We start from the raw sequence: 17,140 nt of genomic DNA, 5'->3' as shown, positions 1-17,140 counted from the left end.
GTGTGCTTTGCTTAGCTGCCGCCGTTGGCAGATACGGCGGCGTTGATCAGGTCAGCGCCGATATCGCCTTCAAACTTGGTCCAGACCGGCTTCATGGCTTCAACCCAGGCCTGGCGCTGCTCCGGCGTCAGTTCGCGGATGACGGTGCCGGTGGCCTTGATGCGCTCGCGGTTCTCGCTCTCGATGCGGGCGACGCTGGCGTTGGCCGAGACAGTCACTTCGTTGACGATCTTGAGGAACTGCTCCTTCACGTCCGGCTTGAGGCTGTTCAGCCACTCGTCGGAGGTGACCAGCAGATAGGCGAGGAGCTGGTGGTTGGTCTCGGTGATGCCGTCCTGCACCTCGAAGAACTTCTGGGTGTAGATGTTGGACCAGGTGTTTTCCTGACCATCGACCACGCCGGTCTGCAATGCGCCGTAGACTTCCTTGAACGCCAGTTTCTGGGCGTTGCCACCCATGGCGGAGATCATGGCTTCGGCGACGTCCGAGGTCTGGATGCGGAACTTGAGACCATTGGCATCGGACGGCAGCTGCAGCGCCTTCTTGGCCGAGAACTGCTTCAGGCCTGCATTCCAGTAGCCGAGGCCGAGGAAGCCGACATCGGTCATGGAGCTCAGCAGGCCCTTGCCGGCATCGCTGACAAAGAAGCGGTCAACCGACGCGGTGTCCTTGAACAGGAATGGCAGGTCAAACAGGCGATACTTCAGCGTGTAGGCTTCGAACTTGGCCAGCGACGGCGCTGCCAGCTGGACGTCGCCCAGCAGCAGGGCTTCCATCACCTTGTCGTCGTCGAACAACTGGGAGTTCGGGAACACCTGCATGCAGGCCTTGCCGTTCATTTCCTCGTTGATGCGCTTGGCGAGCAGTTCGGCTGCCTCGCCCTTCGGATGGCCGGTAGCTGCGACGACATGGCTGAACTTGATGACGACTTCGCCGTCCTGGCAATCTTCAGCCAGAGCCGGCGTCGCAAGCATCACCGTGGCCGCAACGGCAGCCAGCAACATCTTCTTCATGGGTGTCCTCCCAGACAAACTCTTTGTGACCGGACTGACGTGCCGGACAAGCGCCCTATCGCAACAACCGTGCCAAGCCGCCACACACAAAACAAGAGACTGAAAACAATAAACTTTTTGTTCACTAAGCTTAAACCTGCCGCAACAGCAGATTACAGATGTGTCGGGTTCGACACATGGGATTCAGCCCCGATGGGTCGAACCCGACACATGGCGTGAAGGCGGTCAGAGGTCGCCATCCAGATCCCGGCCCAGACCGTATTTGCGCATCTTTTCGTAGAGTGCCTTGCGCGACAGACCCAGCGCCTCGTAGGTCGCCTTGATGCTGCCGGACTGCCGGGCCAGCTCGGCCTGGATCAGCGACTTCTCGTAGGCTGCCACCCGGGCGAACAGTCCATCCGGTCGTGGCGCACCGCTGTCCTCGAACCCCTCGAGACCGAGCACGAAGCGGTCCGCCATGTTGCGCAGCTCGCGCACATTGCCCGGCCAGTCCCGGCTCATGAGATCCGCCATATAGTCCGGCGGCATGTCCGGGATCTCGCGCCGGTAACGCGCCCGCGCCTCCCGGGCCAGATGGAAGAACAACAAGGGAATGTCCTCCCTGCGCTCGCGCAGCGACGGCAGCGTCAGGGTCACCACGTTCAGGCGGTAGACCAGATCCTTGCGGAAGCGCCCTTCACTGGCCGCCTTCGCAAGGTCTTCCTTCGTCGCGGCGACGAAGCGGACATCCAGCGTAATTGCCTTGTTCGAGCCGAGACGTTCGATGGTCCGGGTCTCGATCACCCGCAACAGCTTGACCTGCAGGTCCAGCGGCATGGACTCGATCTCGTCCAGGAACACCGTGCCGCCGTGGGCATATTCCAGCTTGCCGATGCGCTGGCCACTGGCGCCGGTAAAGGCCCCCTTCTCGTGGCCGAACAACTCGGACTCGATGATGTCAGCCGGCAGTGCGCCGCAATTCAGCGCGACAAACGGACGGTCCCGGCGCGGACCATGCTCGTGCAATGCGCGGGCCACCACTTCCTTGCCGGCCCCCGTCTCGCCGAGGATCAGGATGTCGGCGTCGGTCGGGGCAAGCGCGAGCACCTGACGGCGCAGCCGCTCCATCGCCGGCGCCCGGCCAACCAGCCGGCTGTCGAGATCCGAACTGTCGGCAAGCCTTTCGCGCAGGGCACGGTTTTCCAGCACCAGCCGGCGCTTCTCCATCGCACGCTCGATGACCGCCGCCAGATGGCTGACGGCAAATGGCTTCTCGAGGAAATCATAGGCGCCCGAGCGCATGGCCTCGACGGCCAGCGGCACGTCGCCATGGCCGGTGATCAACACCACGGGGAGCGCCGGATCGATTTCCAGCGCGCGGCGCATCAGCTCGAAGCCATCCATCTTCGGCATTCGGATGTCGGTCACCAGAACGCCATAGGCATCGCGGCCGAGGGTTTCCGGCACCCGCTCGGGATCATCAAAGGTGAGGACGTGGTGCCCGGCAAGCTCCAGGCCCTGCGCAAGACCTGACCTGAGGTCCTCCTCGTCATCCACCAGATATACGGTCGCCTGATCCATGGTCACTCCGCTGCACGGCTCGCCGCCTCGACAAGCGGCAAGCTCATACGGAAAGAGGCTCCCCCTTCCGGACGGTTCGACGCCACGAGGCTGCCGGAAAAGTCATGGACGATCTTGTAGGCAATGGAAAGCCCGAGGCCCAACCCTTCCCCGACCGGCTTGGTCGTGAAGAAGGGATCGAAGATCTGGTCCATGACCGCCTCCGGAATGCCAGGGCCATTGTCGAGCACTTCGAGGATGACCTCGTCGGCGAGTGTCAGACGGATCTCGATCATCGGGTCAGGTTGACCGGCGACAGCATCCAGCGCGTTGGTCAGGAGATTGACGACGACCTGCTCCAGCCGGATGCGCCCGCCGGCAACGATGACATCCTGCTCCGGCTTCACGACCTTGAGCGGCACACCATTGCGCTTGGCTTGTGGCATCACAAGAAGCAAGGCCTCCTCAACGACCTGGCACAGGGAGACAGGCTGCACATCCGTGCCGGCGCGGCGCGTAAAGCCTTTCAGGGTTCGCGCGATTTCCGCCATGCGCTGGACCATGGCCGTAATACGGTTGAGATTGTCATGCGCCTTGTCGGCCTGTCCGCGCGCGATCAGCAGGCCGGCGTTTTCCGCGTGGGTCGAGATCACCGCGAGCGGCTGGTTGAACTCGTGGCTGAGGGCGGCCGACATTTGCCCCAGCGTCGCCAGTTTGGCCGCCTGGACAAGATCGGCCTGGGTCCGGCGCAGATCATCCTCGGCCTGCAGGCGCTCCTGCACCTCATCGGCCAGCAAGGCATTGGCCCGTGTCAGCTCCCGCGTCCGGCTGTGCACCCGGCGCTCGAGCCACAGTGCCGCCGCCCGGTCGCTGCGCAGGCGTCGCACCATTGCATCCTGCCGCTCGATCACCGACCAGAGAAAGCCGCCGGCAATGATGCAGACCAGAAAGGCGATCAGCATGGCGTTGGCAGTTTGCGTTTCAGCTTCGGCCGTATCGGCAAGCAGGTACACACGCCAGCCGAGGATCGGCAGATCAGCGCCAAGGGCCATTAATGGCCGGCCGCCCTGATCGCCTGGACCGCGCACAAGCAGGAACTGGCGGATGAAGGTGCCTGGCTCAAGGCCGAAGAGCAATGACGCTGTACGGCGGTCGTCGGTCGGGCGATAGGTCAGTCCGCGCCAGTCATGGACATTCGAGGCGACAATGCGTCCGGCGCTGTCGATGGCGACAAGCGCATCAAGGCTTAGGGCCCAGGCACGTTCGATGTCCTCCAGGCTGACCCGCACGGCGACCGCTCCAATGAGCCCGCGATCCCCGCGCACACCGGAAGCGAAGACATAGCTGTCAGCATCACCGGCCCGCCCGGGCAACACCTCGCGGCCAAGCTGACCAGCCATCGCGGCCCGGAAGGCATCGGTGATGTCCGGCGGCGCAGGTGCCGGAAAGCCGTCAGGCGGCGGGCTGACGGCGACAGGAGCGCCGGCGGCATCGAGAAACCAGACCTCGCGGGCGCTGGACATGGCCGCAGCCACGGCTGCGATACGGTCGCCCTCGACCCGGTCACCGGCTTCGATCATCCGGGCAATGTCGGGGCGGCGGGCAAGCAACGGCGTCATCAGGCGGTATTTGTCGAGAAGGCTCTCCAGCGCACCGGCTTGCACCGCCAGTGCCGCCTCCTTGCGCGTCTTCAGGTCGCCCAGAAACACGCGCAAGCTGGCAACGCCGGTAAGCCAGACCACAAGCCCGGCCACCAGCACCAGGCCGGCGACGACCACAATCCGCTGGCGCGCGCCCCGGCGCCGTCTCATGAAACGCTGCGTCATGAACGGACACTAGCAGCAAGGCAGGGTGTTGGCACCGGTCATGCGACCGCGCGGGCTCCAAGGCCGGCCCTGCGATCCTCGCGGATCATGGCGGCGCCCTTGTCGGCGATCATGACGGTGGGCGCGTTGGTGTTGCCGGACGTGATGAGCGGCATCACCGACGCGTCGACCACGCGCAGGCCGGAGAGGCCCCGGACCCGCAGCCGTTCGTCCACAACGGCGCGGTCGTCGACGCCCATGCGGCACGTGCTGGTCGGGTGGAAAATGGTGGTGCCGATGTCACCGGCGGCCCGGGCCAGATCTTCATCACTCTCGAACCGCGATCCCGGCAGGTACTCGGACGGGCGGTACCGGGCCATGGCAGGCGCCTGCATGATTTGACGCGTCAGGCGGATGCTGTCGGCCGCGACCTTGCGGTCACTGCCGGTGGAGAGATAGTTCGGACGGATTTCCGGCTGGTCGGATGGATCCGGATTGACCGCGTGCACATGGCCACGGCTGTCTGGCCTCAGATTGCAGACGCTGGCCGTGATGGCCGGGAAGGAATGCAGCGGCTCGCCGAACTTGTCGAGAGACAGCGGCTGCACGTGGTACTCGATGTTGGCTGTCTCAAACGAGGGATCAGAGCGGGCAAAGACACCGAGCTGGCTCGGCGCCATCGACATAGGGCCGGAGCGATTGAGCGCATAGCGCAGGGCAATCTTCGCCTTGCCGAACAGGTTGCCAGCCATCTGGTTGAGCGTGACGGCACCCTCGACCTTGAAGATGGTGCGCAGCTGCAGGTGATCCTGAAGGTTTTCGCCAACGTCCGGAATCTCGTGCCGGATCTCGACGCCGATGCGCTCCAGGACGGCAGCCTTGCCGATGCCCGACAGTTCGAGAATATGCGGCGACTTCACTGCACCGGCGGCAAGAATGACCTCACCGGCGGCGCGCGCCACAGCGGGCTGACCTTTCAGCTTCAGGGACACGCCGGTCACCTGACGTCCATCGAGGGTCAAGGACTGGACTTCAGCATGGGTCAGGACCTTGAGATTGGGCCGCTTCATCGCCGGGCGCAGGAACCCCTTGGCCGTGTTCCAGCGAATGCCGCGCTTCTGGTTGACCTGGAAATAGGACGCGCCGAAATTGTCGCCGCGATTGAAGTCGTCGACCTTCGGAATGCCCGTCTCGGCGCAGGCATCGCGGAAGGCATCGAGCACCTCCCAGGACAGGCGCTGTGGCTCGACACGCAAGCCGCCGCCCTGGCCATGCAGATCATCGTTTAGCGCGAAATGATCCTCCGACGCGCGGAAATGCGGCAGCACGTCGTCCCAGCCCCAGCCCGTCAGCCCCAGTTGCCGCCAGCCGTCATAGTCGCGCGCCTGGCCGCGCATGTAGATCATGCCGTTGATGGACGAGCAGCCGCCCAGCACCTTGCCACGCGGATAGTTGAGGCTGCGGCCATTGAGGCCGGATTCGGCGGCGGTCTTGAAGCACCAGTCCGTGCGCGGATTGCCCATGCAGTAGAGATAGCCGACGGGAATGTGGATCCAGTGGTAATTGTCAGGACCGCCCGCTTCCAGCAGCAAAACCTTGACATCCGGGTCGGTGGACAACCGGTTGGCCAGCACACACCCGGCCGAGCCGGCGCCGACGATGATGTAATCCCACGTGCCCAGATCCTGCATGATGCCTCCCGACGCGCAGTGTTGCCTGCACTTTGCTCAAGGAGACATCCAGCCGCCCTGCCGGTCAAGGCGCAGGCCCGCACAACGGACCTGCATTTCTTGGCATGGCAAAGAATTCCGGTTGTCAGGCCCGCGTCGCCCGGGCGGCGTAGCAGCCGCGCGTTGCATAGTGGAAATGCAGGTAATCGATCGCCGGATCGGCAAACAACCGTTCGATCTCGCCGCCGAGTTCCTTGCCGCTGACAATGCTTGCATCGACAATCCGGTGCGCGGCATTGAAGGCACGGACCGACAGCGCAGGAACGCGCAGGGACTCGGGAACCGTATCGACATCGGGCCGCACGCTTTCCGCGTCCTGGCAGACATAGATCGCATGCGAGGCGCGGTAGGGCGTGTCCTCGGCCAAGTGCTCGTAATTCACGAGCAGCAGCCGTTCACCGATATCGGCAAAGCGGAGGCCAAGGCGGCAGGGATAGGCGGGCTTCTTGTCGGCGATGTGGATATCGATGTTGCGGGCTGCAAGTTCGGCATCCGAAAGCGAGAAGAGAGGGCGGAAGCTGTCAGCGGAAAGCGGTTCGATCTGGAATGCCATGGGGGTCTCCTGTCCGGATGATCTCATCCGGACAGGACCCTGCCAGCGGGCAGAACAGCGAGCCACCCGATAGGCGAGCGGCGCGGAAACTCCGCGCCGCGCAAGCAGCAAACCTGTCGCCGTCAGGCGAGTTCGGCTTCCTTCACCGCGTTCTCGATCTCGGCAACCAGGGCCGGATCGAGATCGAGCCGGGCTGCCAGCATCTGGAGATAGGCCTGCTCGGCGCGGTGATCGGGATCGATGGCGAGACGCGAGGCAGCATAGATCTCGGCAGCGGTCTCCGGCGTGGTTGCGCTGGCGACGATCTTGTCGAGGTCCAGGGGGGAACGCAGCTCGTCCATCAGGAACGCCTTGGCTTCGTTGTCGAGGCCGGCTTCATCCATCTTGCCGAAGATGCGGCGCTGTTCGTCTGCATCGATGTGACCATCCGCCTTGGCGGCCGCGATCATCGCGGTGAGCAGGGTCACAGCCACCTGCTGGCTGCCACCCGGCGCGCGATCGGGATCGAAGGCCGTGCCACGCGGGGCTTCCAGTTCGAGCGGTGCACGCGACCAGGGACCGGAGGTGCCCATGTCGGACGATGCACCCGTCTGGCCTGTGTTTGTGCCAGCATTTGCGCCAGAGCCCTGACTGCCGGGTTGCTGACCGGCCTGATAGTCCTTGTAGGCCTTGTAGGCGAGGCCGGCGACCAGGGCGAGACCGCCATAGGTGAGCGCCTTGCCGCCAATCTTGCGACCGGTCTTGCTGCCCAGAAGAATGCCCGCAAGGCCGCCAGCCGCGAGACCGCCGGCATTGGACGACAGGAAGTCCTTGCCCTTCTGCATCAGGTCGCCACCGGACCCACCAGACCGGCCCTTGCGTGGGTCGAGCTGGCCCTGAGCGGAACCGAGGAACTGGTCGAGAAGCGACTTGGCATCAAACATCGGGGCACTCCGGCAGCAAAAAAACGGATGCTGGGAACATGGGAGTGGCTGAGGCGCGATGCAAGCGACATGGAGGAATTGTCATGTTCCGCGGCCAGGCACCACCCCGCCGCTGCCCAGGGGAAGCTGATTGTCATCCTTCAGCGTGTCCATGGCGATGGACGAGCGCACATGCTGCACCGCCTCATGCGGCAAAAGGTCATCGTTGATCACCCGGCTCAGCGCCTTCAGGTCCGGCACCACGATCTTCAGCATGTAGTCGACATCGCCAGTCAGCGTATGCGCCTCCTGCACCTCCGGCATGGCCTGGACCATGGCGCGGAAGCGGCGGGCATTCTCGCGGCTGTGCGCGCCCAGCGTGACACCGACAAAGGCCGTAACGGCGAAACCGAGACGTTCGGTGGCCAGATCCGCGCGATAGCGGCGGATAATCCCCTCCCCTTCCAGCGTCTGGCGCCGGCGCGACACCTGGCTCGCCGAGAGGCCGATCCGCTCGCCGAGCTGCTGGTTGGTCAGTGCGGAATTCTCTTGCAGTGCACCCAGAAGGCGCAGGTCAAAGCTGTCCAGTTCCATTTTCGTGCACCAAAAAGTCAAACGACGCGCAGTTTGTGCGAAGCAGACGCCGCTGTCACGTCCTTTGCACACACCTTGCACGTGGGAAGGCGCACTCTGGGCCTACGTGTAAGTCCAGAGGAGGAGACATCATGGGACCCTTTCCGCACAACGCCCCCCCGGCGGTGATCAGCGACGCCAACCCGGCCGGCACCGACGGGTTCGAGTTTGTCGAGTTCTCGCATCCGGAGCCGGAAAAGCTGGACGAGCTGTTCCGCAAGATGGGCTATGTCCCGGTCGCCAAGCACAAGACCAAGAACATCACCCTCTACCGTCAGGGCGATGTCACTTATGTGCTGAATGCCGAACCGGGCTCCTTTGGCATGCGTTTCGTCGAGGCACACGGCCCCTGCGCTCCGGGCATGGCCTGGCGCGTTGTCGATGCCAAGAAGGCGTTTGACCATGCGGTGAAGATGGGCGCGACGCCCTATGAAGGCGACGACAAGGCACTCGACTTGCCGGCCATCATCGGCATCGGCGGCTCGCTGCTGTATTTCGTCGACACCTATGGCGACAAGGGTTCGGCCTATTCGGCTGAATTCAACTGGCTGAACGGTGCAAACCCGAAGCCGGAAGGCGTCGGCTTCTATTATCTCGACCACCTGACCCACAACGTCTATCGCGGCAACATGGACAAGTGGTGGGACTTTTACCGCAACCTGTTCGGCTTCAAGCAGATCCACTTCTTCGACATCGACGGCCGCATCACCGGCCTGGTCAGCCGCGCCATTACGTCGCCTTGCGGCAAGATCCGCATCCCGCTGAACGAGTCCAAAGACGACACCAGCCAGATCGAGGAATACCTGCGCAAGTACAAGGGCGAAGGCATCCAGCACATCGCCGTCGGCACGGATGACATCTATGGCTCGACGGACAAGCTGGCCGACAACGGCCTGAAGTTCATGCCGGGTCCGCCGGAGACCTATTACGAACGCTCCCATGCCCGCGTGAACGGCCATGACGAGCCGCTCGACCGCATGAAGAAGCACGGCATCCTGATCGATGGCGAAGGCGTCATCGACGGCGGCATGACCAAGATCCTGCTGCAGATCTTCTCCAAGACCGTGATCGGCCCGATCTTCTTCGAGTTCATCCAGCGCAAGGGCGACGAGGGCTTCGGCGAGGGCAACTTCCGCGCCCTGTTCGAATCGATCGAGGAAGACCAGATCCGCCGCGGCGTGATCAAGGTCGACGCCGCCGAGTAAGCGCGGTCTAGATTGTAATTTTTACGAGGGGCGCAGAGTATCTGCGCCCCTATTTTTGCGTGCGGCGGTCGGTTTCGACACAACCTTTGGCCAGTCCAGAGAATCCGCCTGGAAAAACCCAGAGAAAATTAAGCCTTACAGGAGAGGTTGGAAATGAACGCCAACGGAAGCTGAAAAGCCGGCAAAGCCGAATGAAAGCCACGACAGAGACAGAAGCCCACGCGCCGCCCCCGGCCAGGGTGCTGGACCTGAAGCCAGCGAAACTGGGCAACTACTCCTTTGCCGCCCTGCTCGTTGGCATGTTTGCAGCGATCGTGGCCGCCTTCATCTTCGTCCTGTCGGCCATCCTCATCTACGAACGCGAATCGGCTGTTCGCGAAATCAGTTCCGTCGAACGGGCCTACGAAAACCACAAGCTGAGGCTGCTCGAACAGATCGAGCGCTATGCCGCCTCCAACGCGGCATATGTGAATACGGACACAGCCTTTGACCCGGAGTGGGTCAGATCGCGCTTCGGCCGGGCGCTGGCCGTCCGCGAGGGTTACGATCTGGTGGTCATCCTCGACCGGGATCTCAACGAAGCCTTTTCCTACCTGCCCGAGACGGCGCCAACAGAGCTGGGTCTTGCCTCGATCCTGTCGCCGCAGGTTGCCAGGCTGATTACCGATATCCGGCAGCGCTATGTCGCGGGCCTGGTGACCGGGCGCAATGGTGACACCTATTTTTCCGGCACGATGAATGACGTGTCCGCGGTGACAGAAGTCCAGATCGGCCAGCGCATCGCCATCGTTGCCGCTATGGCAATCTTTCCGGATCCCGGTGGCATTCCGATGCGCCGGGACGTCCCGCTTGTGCTGCTTGCGGTCAAGCAGATTGACGCGCAGGCGCTCTCCGACATGCTGGCGTCGCTGTCGCTGACCAACCTGTTCCTGGACCGGAAAATTCCCGCCGGCATGAACGGAACGGCAATTGTCGACGAGGATGGCGCTCCGCTTGCCTATCTGACCTGGGATCCGATGGCGCGGGCCTCGCAGATCATTCTGGCCTCCGCCCCCGTTCTCGCCATCGCCCTTTTCATTATCCTCGCCATCGCGCTTCTGGTCCTGCGCCGCAACACCGCAGCCTACCGCGAGCTGGAGGTCCGCAAGCGCGATGTGCTTGAGGCCGCAAGACACGACGGACTGACGGGCCTTTTGCGCCGGGATTTCTTTCTGGCGGCCGCAGACGAGTTGTTGGACCAGCCGGCCGCCAGCACCGGAACACTGGGCGTGCTCTACGTTGACATCGACGGCCTGACCCAGATCAATGATGCCTTCGGTCATGTGGTTGGAGACCACCTGATCCAGCATGTCGTCTCAGTGATGCAACGGAAATGCAGGCGCACCGACATCATCGGCCGGATGGGCGGCGACGAGATCGTGCTGATCCTCAGCGGACGGGCCTCCGCCGATGTGCTGGTGGAGGATGTGCGGACACTTGCGACCGCCCTCAACAAGACGGCCATACTGGACGATCACGCCATCGAGGTCTCCTGCTCGATCGGCGTGGCTATTCGCCCAGATCACGGGACACGGATGCCGTCGCTGCTGCGGGCAGCAGATGTCGCCCTGCAGCGCTGCCGAGCCGGAGGGCGCCGGCAGTTCAAGCTCTTCGACTGCGCCATGGACGAAGAGATCCGCGAACGCCGCCGGCTGCGCGACGGGATGCGCCAGGCGCTGGAGCGGAACGAGTTCGACCTTTTCTACCAACCCATCGTCGATGCCCGCGACGGCAAGGTACGCCATCTCGAGGCGCTGCTGCGCTGGCATCACCCCGAGCGCGGACTGCTGGCGCCCGGAGCGTTCCTCGATGTTGCCGAGGAAACCGGGCTAATCGATCCGATTGGCGCCTGGGTGCTGCAACGCGCGATCCGCGACGCGAGCACCTGGGACGGGGCCGGAGTATCCGTCAATGTCTGTGCCACGCAGGTCGGATCCGGAACCTTGCCGCAGCAGATCGAGGCCCTGCTGGCAGAAACCGGACTGCCGCCCTCGCGCCTGACACTGGAAGTGACAGAGACCGTGATGATGGAACGGTCAGAGGTTATCAACGCGACGATCACAAGGCTCTCGTCGCTGGGAATCGGCATTGCCATCGATGATTTCGGCACAGGCTATTCAAGCCTGAGCTATCTCCACCAGTACCGGTTCCAGACCTTGAAGATCGATCGCAGCTTCGTTGCGCGCCTCGGCACGGACCCCAAGGCGCAGGCGATCATTCGTTCGCTGGTCGAACTGGCCCGAACACTGGACATGACCGTGGTTGCCGAAGGCGTCGAGACCGAAGAGCAGAAGGTCATGCTCGCCAGCGCCGGATGCCAGATGCTGCAGGGCTATCTGTTCAGCCGACCAAAGCCGGTGCTGGAGCTCGCGGATCAGGGTTTCATTCAGCTGATGCCCAAACAGGGCGCCATGCCCGAGGTTTCGACAGGTTCCTCGGGCGCACTGGCAGGCTGATCGGCGCAGAAACTGGACTTTGCCGACGCGGGGCGTTTGCCGAGCTCAAAAAACCGAGCCAGCGGCGTCATCCCGGCCGAGCTACGCGAGAGCCGGGATGACGCCGGGAGGTTTGTCAAAGGCATGAAGGGCGCACCGATGAACAGTGCGCCCTTCGCTTGAACGGTCTGGCTGACCCGCTTACTCCGCCGCCTGCAGGGCGTTGGGGTTGTTCGGGTGGGTCGTCCAGTTGGCGTAGTCCGGATTGACGGCCTTGCCCGTACGCGGGTCAACGCTGCCAGCGGGCATCGCCTCCATGGTGATGCAGTTCTCGACCGGGCACACCGAAACGCAGAGATTGCAGCCGACGCATTCCGCGTCGATGACCTCGAACTTGCGCGCGCCGTCGACCAGGTTGGTGATCGCCTGGTGCGAGGTGTCCTCGCAGGCGATGTGGCAGCGGCCGCACTTGATGCAGAGATCCTGATCGATCTTCGCCTTGGCGATGTAGTTCAGGTTCAGATACTGCCAGTCGGTCACATTCGGCACGGCCATGCCGGAGAAGTCGGAAATGCGCTCATAGCCGGCCTCGCCCATCCAGTCCTTCAGGCCTTCGATCATCTCCTCGACGATCTTGAAGCCATAGGTCATGGCCGCGGTGCAGACCTGGACGTTGCCGGCACCGAGGGCAATGAACTCGGCCGCATCGCGCCAGGTGGTGATGCCGCCGATGCCGGAGATCGGCAGGCCGCGTGTCGCCGGATCGCGGGCAATCTCGGCCACCATGTTGAGCGCAATCGGCTTCACGGCCGGGCCGCAATAGCCGCCATGCGAGCCCTTGCCATCGACAGTCGGCGTCGGCGCCATCCGGTCGAGGTCAACGCCGACGATGGAGTTGATCGTGTTGATCAGCGAGACCGCGTCCGCACCGCCGCGCTTGGCCGCCTGGGCCGGCTTGCGCACATCGGTGATGTTCGGCGTCAGCTTCACGATCACCGGCATGCGGGTGTACTGCTTCACCCAGCGGGTGACCATCTCGATATACTCAGGCACCTGGCCAACGGCCGCGCCCATGCCGCGCTCGCTCATGCCATGCGGGCAGCCGAAGTTCAGCTCGACGCCATCGGCTTCCGTTTCCTCGACCCGCTTCAGGATCGCGGCCCAGTTGGCCTCCTCGCAGGGAACCATCAGCGACACGACGAGCGCCCGGTCCTTCCAGTCGCGCTTGACGCGCTTGATTTCCTGCAGGTTCACCTCGAGCGGACGGTCGGTGATCAGCTCGATGTTGTTGAGGCCGATGAGCTGACGGTCCTTGCCATGGATCGCGCCATAACGCGGCCCGTTGACGTTGACCACGTTCGGGTCCTCGCCGAGGGTTTTCCAGACGACGCCGCCCCAGCCTGCCTTGAAGGCGCGGACGACGTTGTATTCCTTGTCGGTCGGCGGCGCGGAGGCCAGCCAGAACGGGTTGGGCGACTTGATGCCGATGAAATCTGATCTCAGATCAACCATGATGGGATCTCCCGAAAAACGGCTGGCTCAGGCGCTGAGCGCCCGGTGAATGGCTTCGGCGGCAATCTTGCCGTCCTCGACTGCAGCGACCGTCAGGTCCTCGCCACCGGCAACACAGTCACCGCCGGCCCAGACCTTGGGCAGCGAGGTGGCGCGGTCGGCGTCGACGACGATGCGGCCCTTGTCGAGGGTGAGGCTGGCAGCAGAGCCGTTCAGGCCATTGGGATTGAGCTTCTGGCCGACAGCCTTGAACACCATGTCGGCAGCCAGCGTCACGGTTTCACCGGCGCTGACCAGCTTGCCGGCATTGTCCAGTCGGGTCCGTTCCAGTTCGATGCCGGTGACCTTGCCGTCGGCACCATGGATTGCCTTCGGTGCGACCCAGTGCAGGATGCGCACGCCATTGGTCTGGGCGAGATCCTGCTCGAACTCGCTGGCGTTCATGTGTTCCTTGCCACGGCGATAGGCAATGGTGACATCCTCGGCGCCGAGCAGCTTGCTCTGGACCGCGATGTCGACAGCCGTCATGCCACCGCCGATGACAACAACGCGGCGGCCAACCGGCAGGCGGGACAGGTCCGGGGCCTGGCGCAGATCGGCAATGTAGCTGACCGCATCGACGACGCCCGACAGATCTTCACCGGGAACGGACAGCCCGTTTACACCGGCAAGGCCGATGGCGAGGAAGACCGCGTCATATTCCTGCTGCAGCTGATGCAGCGAGAAGTCCTCACCCAGCGTCTGGCCGCTGACCACCGAAATGCCACCGATCGACAGGATGAAACGGACTTCGCGGGCGGCAAAGTCGTTGACCGACTTGTAGGCGGCAATGCCGTATTCATTCAGGCCGCCAGCCTTTGACCGGGAATCGTAGAGCACAACGTCGTGGCCATAGGACGCCAGACGATGGGCGCAGGACAGGCCGGCCGGGCCGGCACCCACCACCGCAATGCGGCGCAGCGTCGGCTCGCCCCGGGTGAACGGGGTGGTGTCGTGGGTGTCCATGTAGTGATCGGTGGCAAAGCGCTGCAGCTCGCCGATCTTGACCGGCTTTTCCTCGGCCTCGTTGCGCACGCAGGCCTGCTCGCACAGCGTCTCGGTCGGGCAGACGCGGGCGCACATGCCGCCCAGGATGTTCTGCGCGAAGATGGTGCGCGCGGCACCGTTGGTGTTGCCAGTCGAGATCTGGCGGATGAACAGCGGAATGTCGATGCTGGTCGGACAGGCCTTGACGCAGGGGGCGTCATAGCAGAAGTAGCAGCGATCCGACTCGACCCTCGCCTCATGCGGATCAAGCCGCGGGTGAAGATCACAGAAGTTCCTGGCGTATTGATCCAGCGACAGGCGCGCGGGCGCGATGTCAGGACCTGTCTTGGTCTGAGTCATGAGAGGATCTCCGGAAGGTGGCGACCTATGTCTGGTGCCCGTTTCTTGTCCCGAACAGGCTTTCCGGAAAGCATTGAAGGAAAATTTGTCCAAACAGTCAAATATTTTTCGAAAGAACAATTATATGAAGATGATAGTCAGGATTATGCGCCTGCTAAGATACTGAATTTCCTCAAGGCAAGGCAGAGCACGCCGGCGGGCCGCCAGCGCGTTCAGGTCGTTCCGGAGCGGGAAATCGGGTTTAGTCCTCGAAATCGCCGAATGTGTCCTGCAGCGCCGTCAGCCGGTCGACCCGGGCGTTGACGCTGTCGCCGAGGGCGACGATCAGGTTGGCGATGAGAAGATCGAACACGGCGACCATCATCACGGCACCATCCCAGAGCGGACCGCGCGCACCGGGCATGATGATCGGTATATCGGCGCAGTCATCGGCGAAGGTGCAGGCGTCGTCGGAAATCAGCAGGACGGTCACGCCCGCCTCCCGCGCCGCGCGGGCCAGGGGCTGGGCCTTGGCGGCAAAGCGGCGGACGTCGGCAAGGATCAGCAGCCGGTTCGGCACACTGCCATCCAGCAGCTCGGCGTAGGTGCCGTTGAGCCCGTCGACGAACTGAACGCGCGGCCGGGCATAGGACAGCTGCGCCGCGAAATACTGGGCAACGCCGCGCACATTCTGATAGGCCGCGACGTAGATCTCCTCGGCCGCGACAATGGCCTCAACCGCCTGCTGCCATTGCGGCGCGGTGGTGATCTCGTACATGCGGGTGAGATCATCAACCTGCTGCTGGATCAGCTGCGCCAGAAGCCGGCCGTCCTGCGCATCCTCCTTCAGCCGGTCAAAGCCGCCGCGCACGTCCCAGGCGGTGCGGGCGGAGCCTTCGCGCAGATCCTGCTTCAGCTCCTCAAGTCCACTGTAGCCAAGGCGGCGCAAGAACCGGCCGACGGTCATCTGGCTGACACCGACACGTTCGGCAATCGACTTGGCGGTTTCAAACGGAACCTCGGCAAGGTTCCGCTCCAGATAGTTGGCAATGAGAATGTCCGACTTGGTCTGACGCGCGTCGGGCGATCTCAGCCTTGTCAGAACGACCGGTGTCATGGGCTACTCTCGATCTTGCCTGAAAGGTCAGCCACGGCAGACGCGCCGCCGTGACTGACATGTTGCATACTCGGCTAAAGACTATTGCGCCGTCTTCACCTGCGTCCACACCCGATCGACCTTGCGCAGGTCAGCCCCCAGATCCTCGAAGATCTGCAGCTTGGCCATCACCTCGGCCGGCGGGTTGATTTCCTTGGAGTTCTTGATGTTGTCCGGCGTCAGCGAGCGCGCCGGGGCATTGGCGGTGCCGTTGGTCTGCTGGGCGATGTTGAGCGCCACGATTTCCGGCTTGGTGTAGAACTCGAGGAACCGGCGCGCATTGTCCTTGTTCGGCGCGCTCTTCAGGACGCAGATGTTTTCCTGGTACATGGTCGCGCCTTCCTCCGGGATCACGTAGCCGAGTTTCTCCGGTGCGCCAAAGACATCGACCATCGCGCCCACGAAGAAATGCCCGGCGGCGACGTCGCCCGCCTGCACCATCGGGCGGGCGTCATAGGTGAAGGCCGCCACGTGCGGCTTCATCGCGATCATCGTATCAGCCGCCAGCTTCAGGTCCGCCGCGTCGGTGGAGTTGACCGACTTGCCGTTCAGGATGAGACCAACGCCCAGCACTTCGCGCATGTCATCAAGCAACGTGAACTTGAGGTTCTTGGCGCTGACGGTGGCGAGGAGATCCTTCCAGCCGGTGACGTCCTTGCCTAGAACCTCGCGGTTGTAGACGATGCCGACGCTGCCCCAGGCATAGGGCATGCAATATTCGCCCTTGGGGTCTGACTTGGCGCGCAGGAACGTCGGCTCGATGTTCTTGAAGCCTTCATAGGTGTTGATGTCGGTCTTCTCGAGCAGATCGAGCTTGGCCATGATGTCCTGCATGTGCACCGACGGGAACACGATGTCGTAGGTAGTGCCACCTGCCTGGACCTTGGCCAGCATTTCCTCGTTGGAGCCGTAGGTGTCGAGATTGACCTTGATGCCCGTCTCAGCCTCGAAGGCCTTCAGCACTTCCGGATTGATGTATTCGCCCCAGTTGTAGAGGTTCAGCGTGCCCTGCGCGGCGGCGGAAAACGTGCCTGCAAAGGCAAAGGCAAGGCCAAGTGCGGTGCTGGCAAGCGCGCGGCTGGGCAGGCGGCGATTGATGGTCATGTTGCAAAACTCCCCTGTTGAATTCAGCGGTCGCGGCTGCCGCCCCTGTTCCCCAATGGGCCAGCGGTCCGGTTCGCCGAACTCGCTGCATTGACATCCGCATCCAAACGATATCATGATAACTAAAATATGGAACAGGTACTTCAATA

13 protein-coding genes are annotated in these 17,140 nt (G+C 63.2%); 2 read left to right on the top strand and 11 right to left on the bottom strand.

The features are described 5' to 3' along the window. Positions 1-11: 11 nt before the first annotated feature. The 7 genes from OVA12_RS01495 to OVA12_RS01465 all read right to left on the bottom strand — a co-directional run bounded on the left by OVA12_RS01495 (position 12) and on the right by OVA12_RS01465 (position 8,136). Entirely contained in the window at positions 12-1,013 is a 1,002-nt protein-coding gene (locus OVA12_RS01495) for a DctP family TRAP transporter solute-binding subunit (protein ID WP_268133862.1), read from the bottom strand. A gap of 225 nt (positions 1,014-1,238) precedes the next feature. Next, complete coding sequence (locus tag OVA12_RS01490) at positions 1,239-2,573, bottom strand: sigma-54-dependent transcriptional regulator (RefSeq protein ID WP_268133861.1); 1,335 nt, start codon at positions 2,571-2,573, stop codon at positions 1,239-1,241. A 2-nt stretch (positions 2,574-2,575) separates the two neighbouring features. Then, on the bottom strand, positions 2,576-4,363 hold the full coding sequence (locus OVA12_RS01485; RefSeq protein WP_268133860.1) for a sensor histidine kinase: 1,788 nt from the start codon (positions 4,361-4,363) through the stop codon (positions 2,576-2,578). A 53-nt stretch (positions 4,364-4,416) separates the two neighbouring features. Then, positions 4,417-6,048, bottom strand: a complete 1,632-nt coding sequence (locus OVA12_RS01480) for a GMC family oxidoreductase (protein ID WP_268133859.1) — start codon at positions 6,046-6,048, stop codon at positions 4,417-4,419. A gap of 124 nt (positions 6,049-6,172) precedes the next feature. Continuing rightward, the gene (locus tag OVA12_RS01475) at positions 6,173-6,640 is read right to left on the bottom strand and encodes a DUF1203 domain-containing protein (RefSeq protein ID WP_106751565.1); all 468 of its coding nucleotides are present in this window, start codon (positions 6,638-6,640) and stop codon (positions 6,173-6,175) included. A 122-nt stretch (positions 6,641-6,762) separates the two neighbouring features. After that, on the bottom strand, positions 6,763-7,563 hold the full coding sequence (locus tag OVA12_RS01470) for a tellurite resistance TerB family protein (protein WP_268133858.1): 801 nt from the start codon (positions 7,561-7,563) through the stop codon (positions 6,763-6,765). A gap of 81 nt (positions 7,564-7,644) precedes the next feature. After that, positions 7,645-8,136, bottom strand: a complete 492-nt coding sequence (locus OVA12_RS01465; protein WP_268133857.1) for an Lrp/AsnC family transcriptional regulator — start codon at positions 8,134-8,136, stop codon at positions 7,645-7,647. Positions 8,137-8,267: 131 nt separating this feature from the next. Here OVA12_RS01465 and hppD point away from each other — a divergent pair, with 131 nt between their 5' ends. Next, complete coding sequence (hppD, locus tag OVA12_RS01460; protein WP_268133856.1) at positions 8,268-9,380, top strand: 4-hydroxyphenylpyruvate dioxygenase; 1,113 nt, start codon at positions 8,268-8,270, stop codon at positions 9,378-9,380. A 191-nt stretch (positions 9,381-9,571) separates the two neighbouring features. Continuing rightward, positions 9,572-11,875 carry a putative bifunctional diguanylate cyclase/phosphodiesterase gene (locus OVA12_RS01455; RefSeq protein ID WP_268133855.1) on the top strand — a complete coding sequence of 768 codons (2,304 nt, stop codon included), beginning with the start codon at positions 9,572-9,574 and terminating at the stop codon, positions 11,873-11,875. Between the two features lie 180 nt (positions 11,876-12,055). On the opposite strand, the gene preA is transcribed toward OVA12_RS01455, so the two are convergent. The 4 genes from preA to OVA12_RS01435 all read right to left on the bottom strand — a co-directional run bounded on the left by preA (position 12,056) and on the right by OVA12_RS01435 (position 16,991). Further along, positions 12,056-13,366 (bottom strand): NAD-dependent dihydropyrimidine dehydrogenase subunit PreA, encoded by a 1,311-nt coding sequence (gene preA, locus OVA12_RS01450; protein WP_268133854.1) that lies wholly within the window; start codon positions 13,364-13,366, stop codon positions 12,056-12,058. Positions 13,367-13,393: 27 nt separating this feature from the next. After that, a complete protein-coding gene (locus OVA12_RS01445) occupies positions 13,394-14,752 on the bottom strand; it encodes an NAD(P)-dependent oxidoreductase (protein WP_268133853.1) in 1,359 nt (452 codons plus the stop codon). A gap of 241 nt (positions 14,753-14,993) precedes the next feature. Next, positions 14,994-15,848: a MurR/RpiR family transcriptional regulator gene (locus OVA12_RS01440; protein ID WP_268133852.1), complete on the bottom strand. Its 855-nt coding sequence runs from the start codon at positions 15,846-15,848 to the stop codon at positions 14,994-14,996. Between the two features lie 81 nt (positions 15,849-15,929). Then, positions 15,930-16,991 carry a polyamine ABC transporter substrate-binding protein gene (locus tag OVA12_RS01435; RefSeq protein WP_268133851.1) on the bottom strand — a complete coding sequence of 354 codons (1,062 nt, stop codon included), beginning with the start codon at positions 16,989-16,991 and terminating at the stop codon, positions 15,930-15,932. Positions 16,992-17,140 lie beyond the last annotated feature (149 nt).

Origin of the sequence: Pannonibacter sp. SL95 (assembly GCF_026672425.1) — a bacterium.
In the GTDB taxonomy this organism is placed as follows: Bacteria; Pseudomonadota; Alphaproteobacteria; order Rhizobiales; family Stappiaceae; genus Pannonibacter.
Note: the sequence above shows the minus strand (reverse complement) of the source record. Positions and strands in the feature narration are given on the sequence as shown.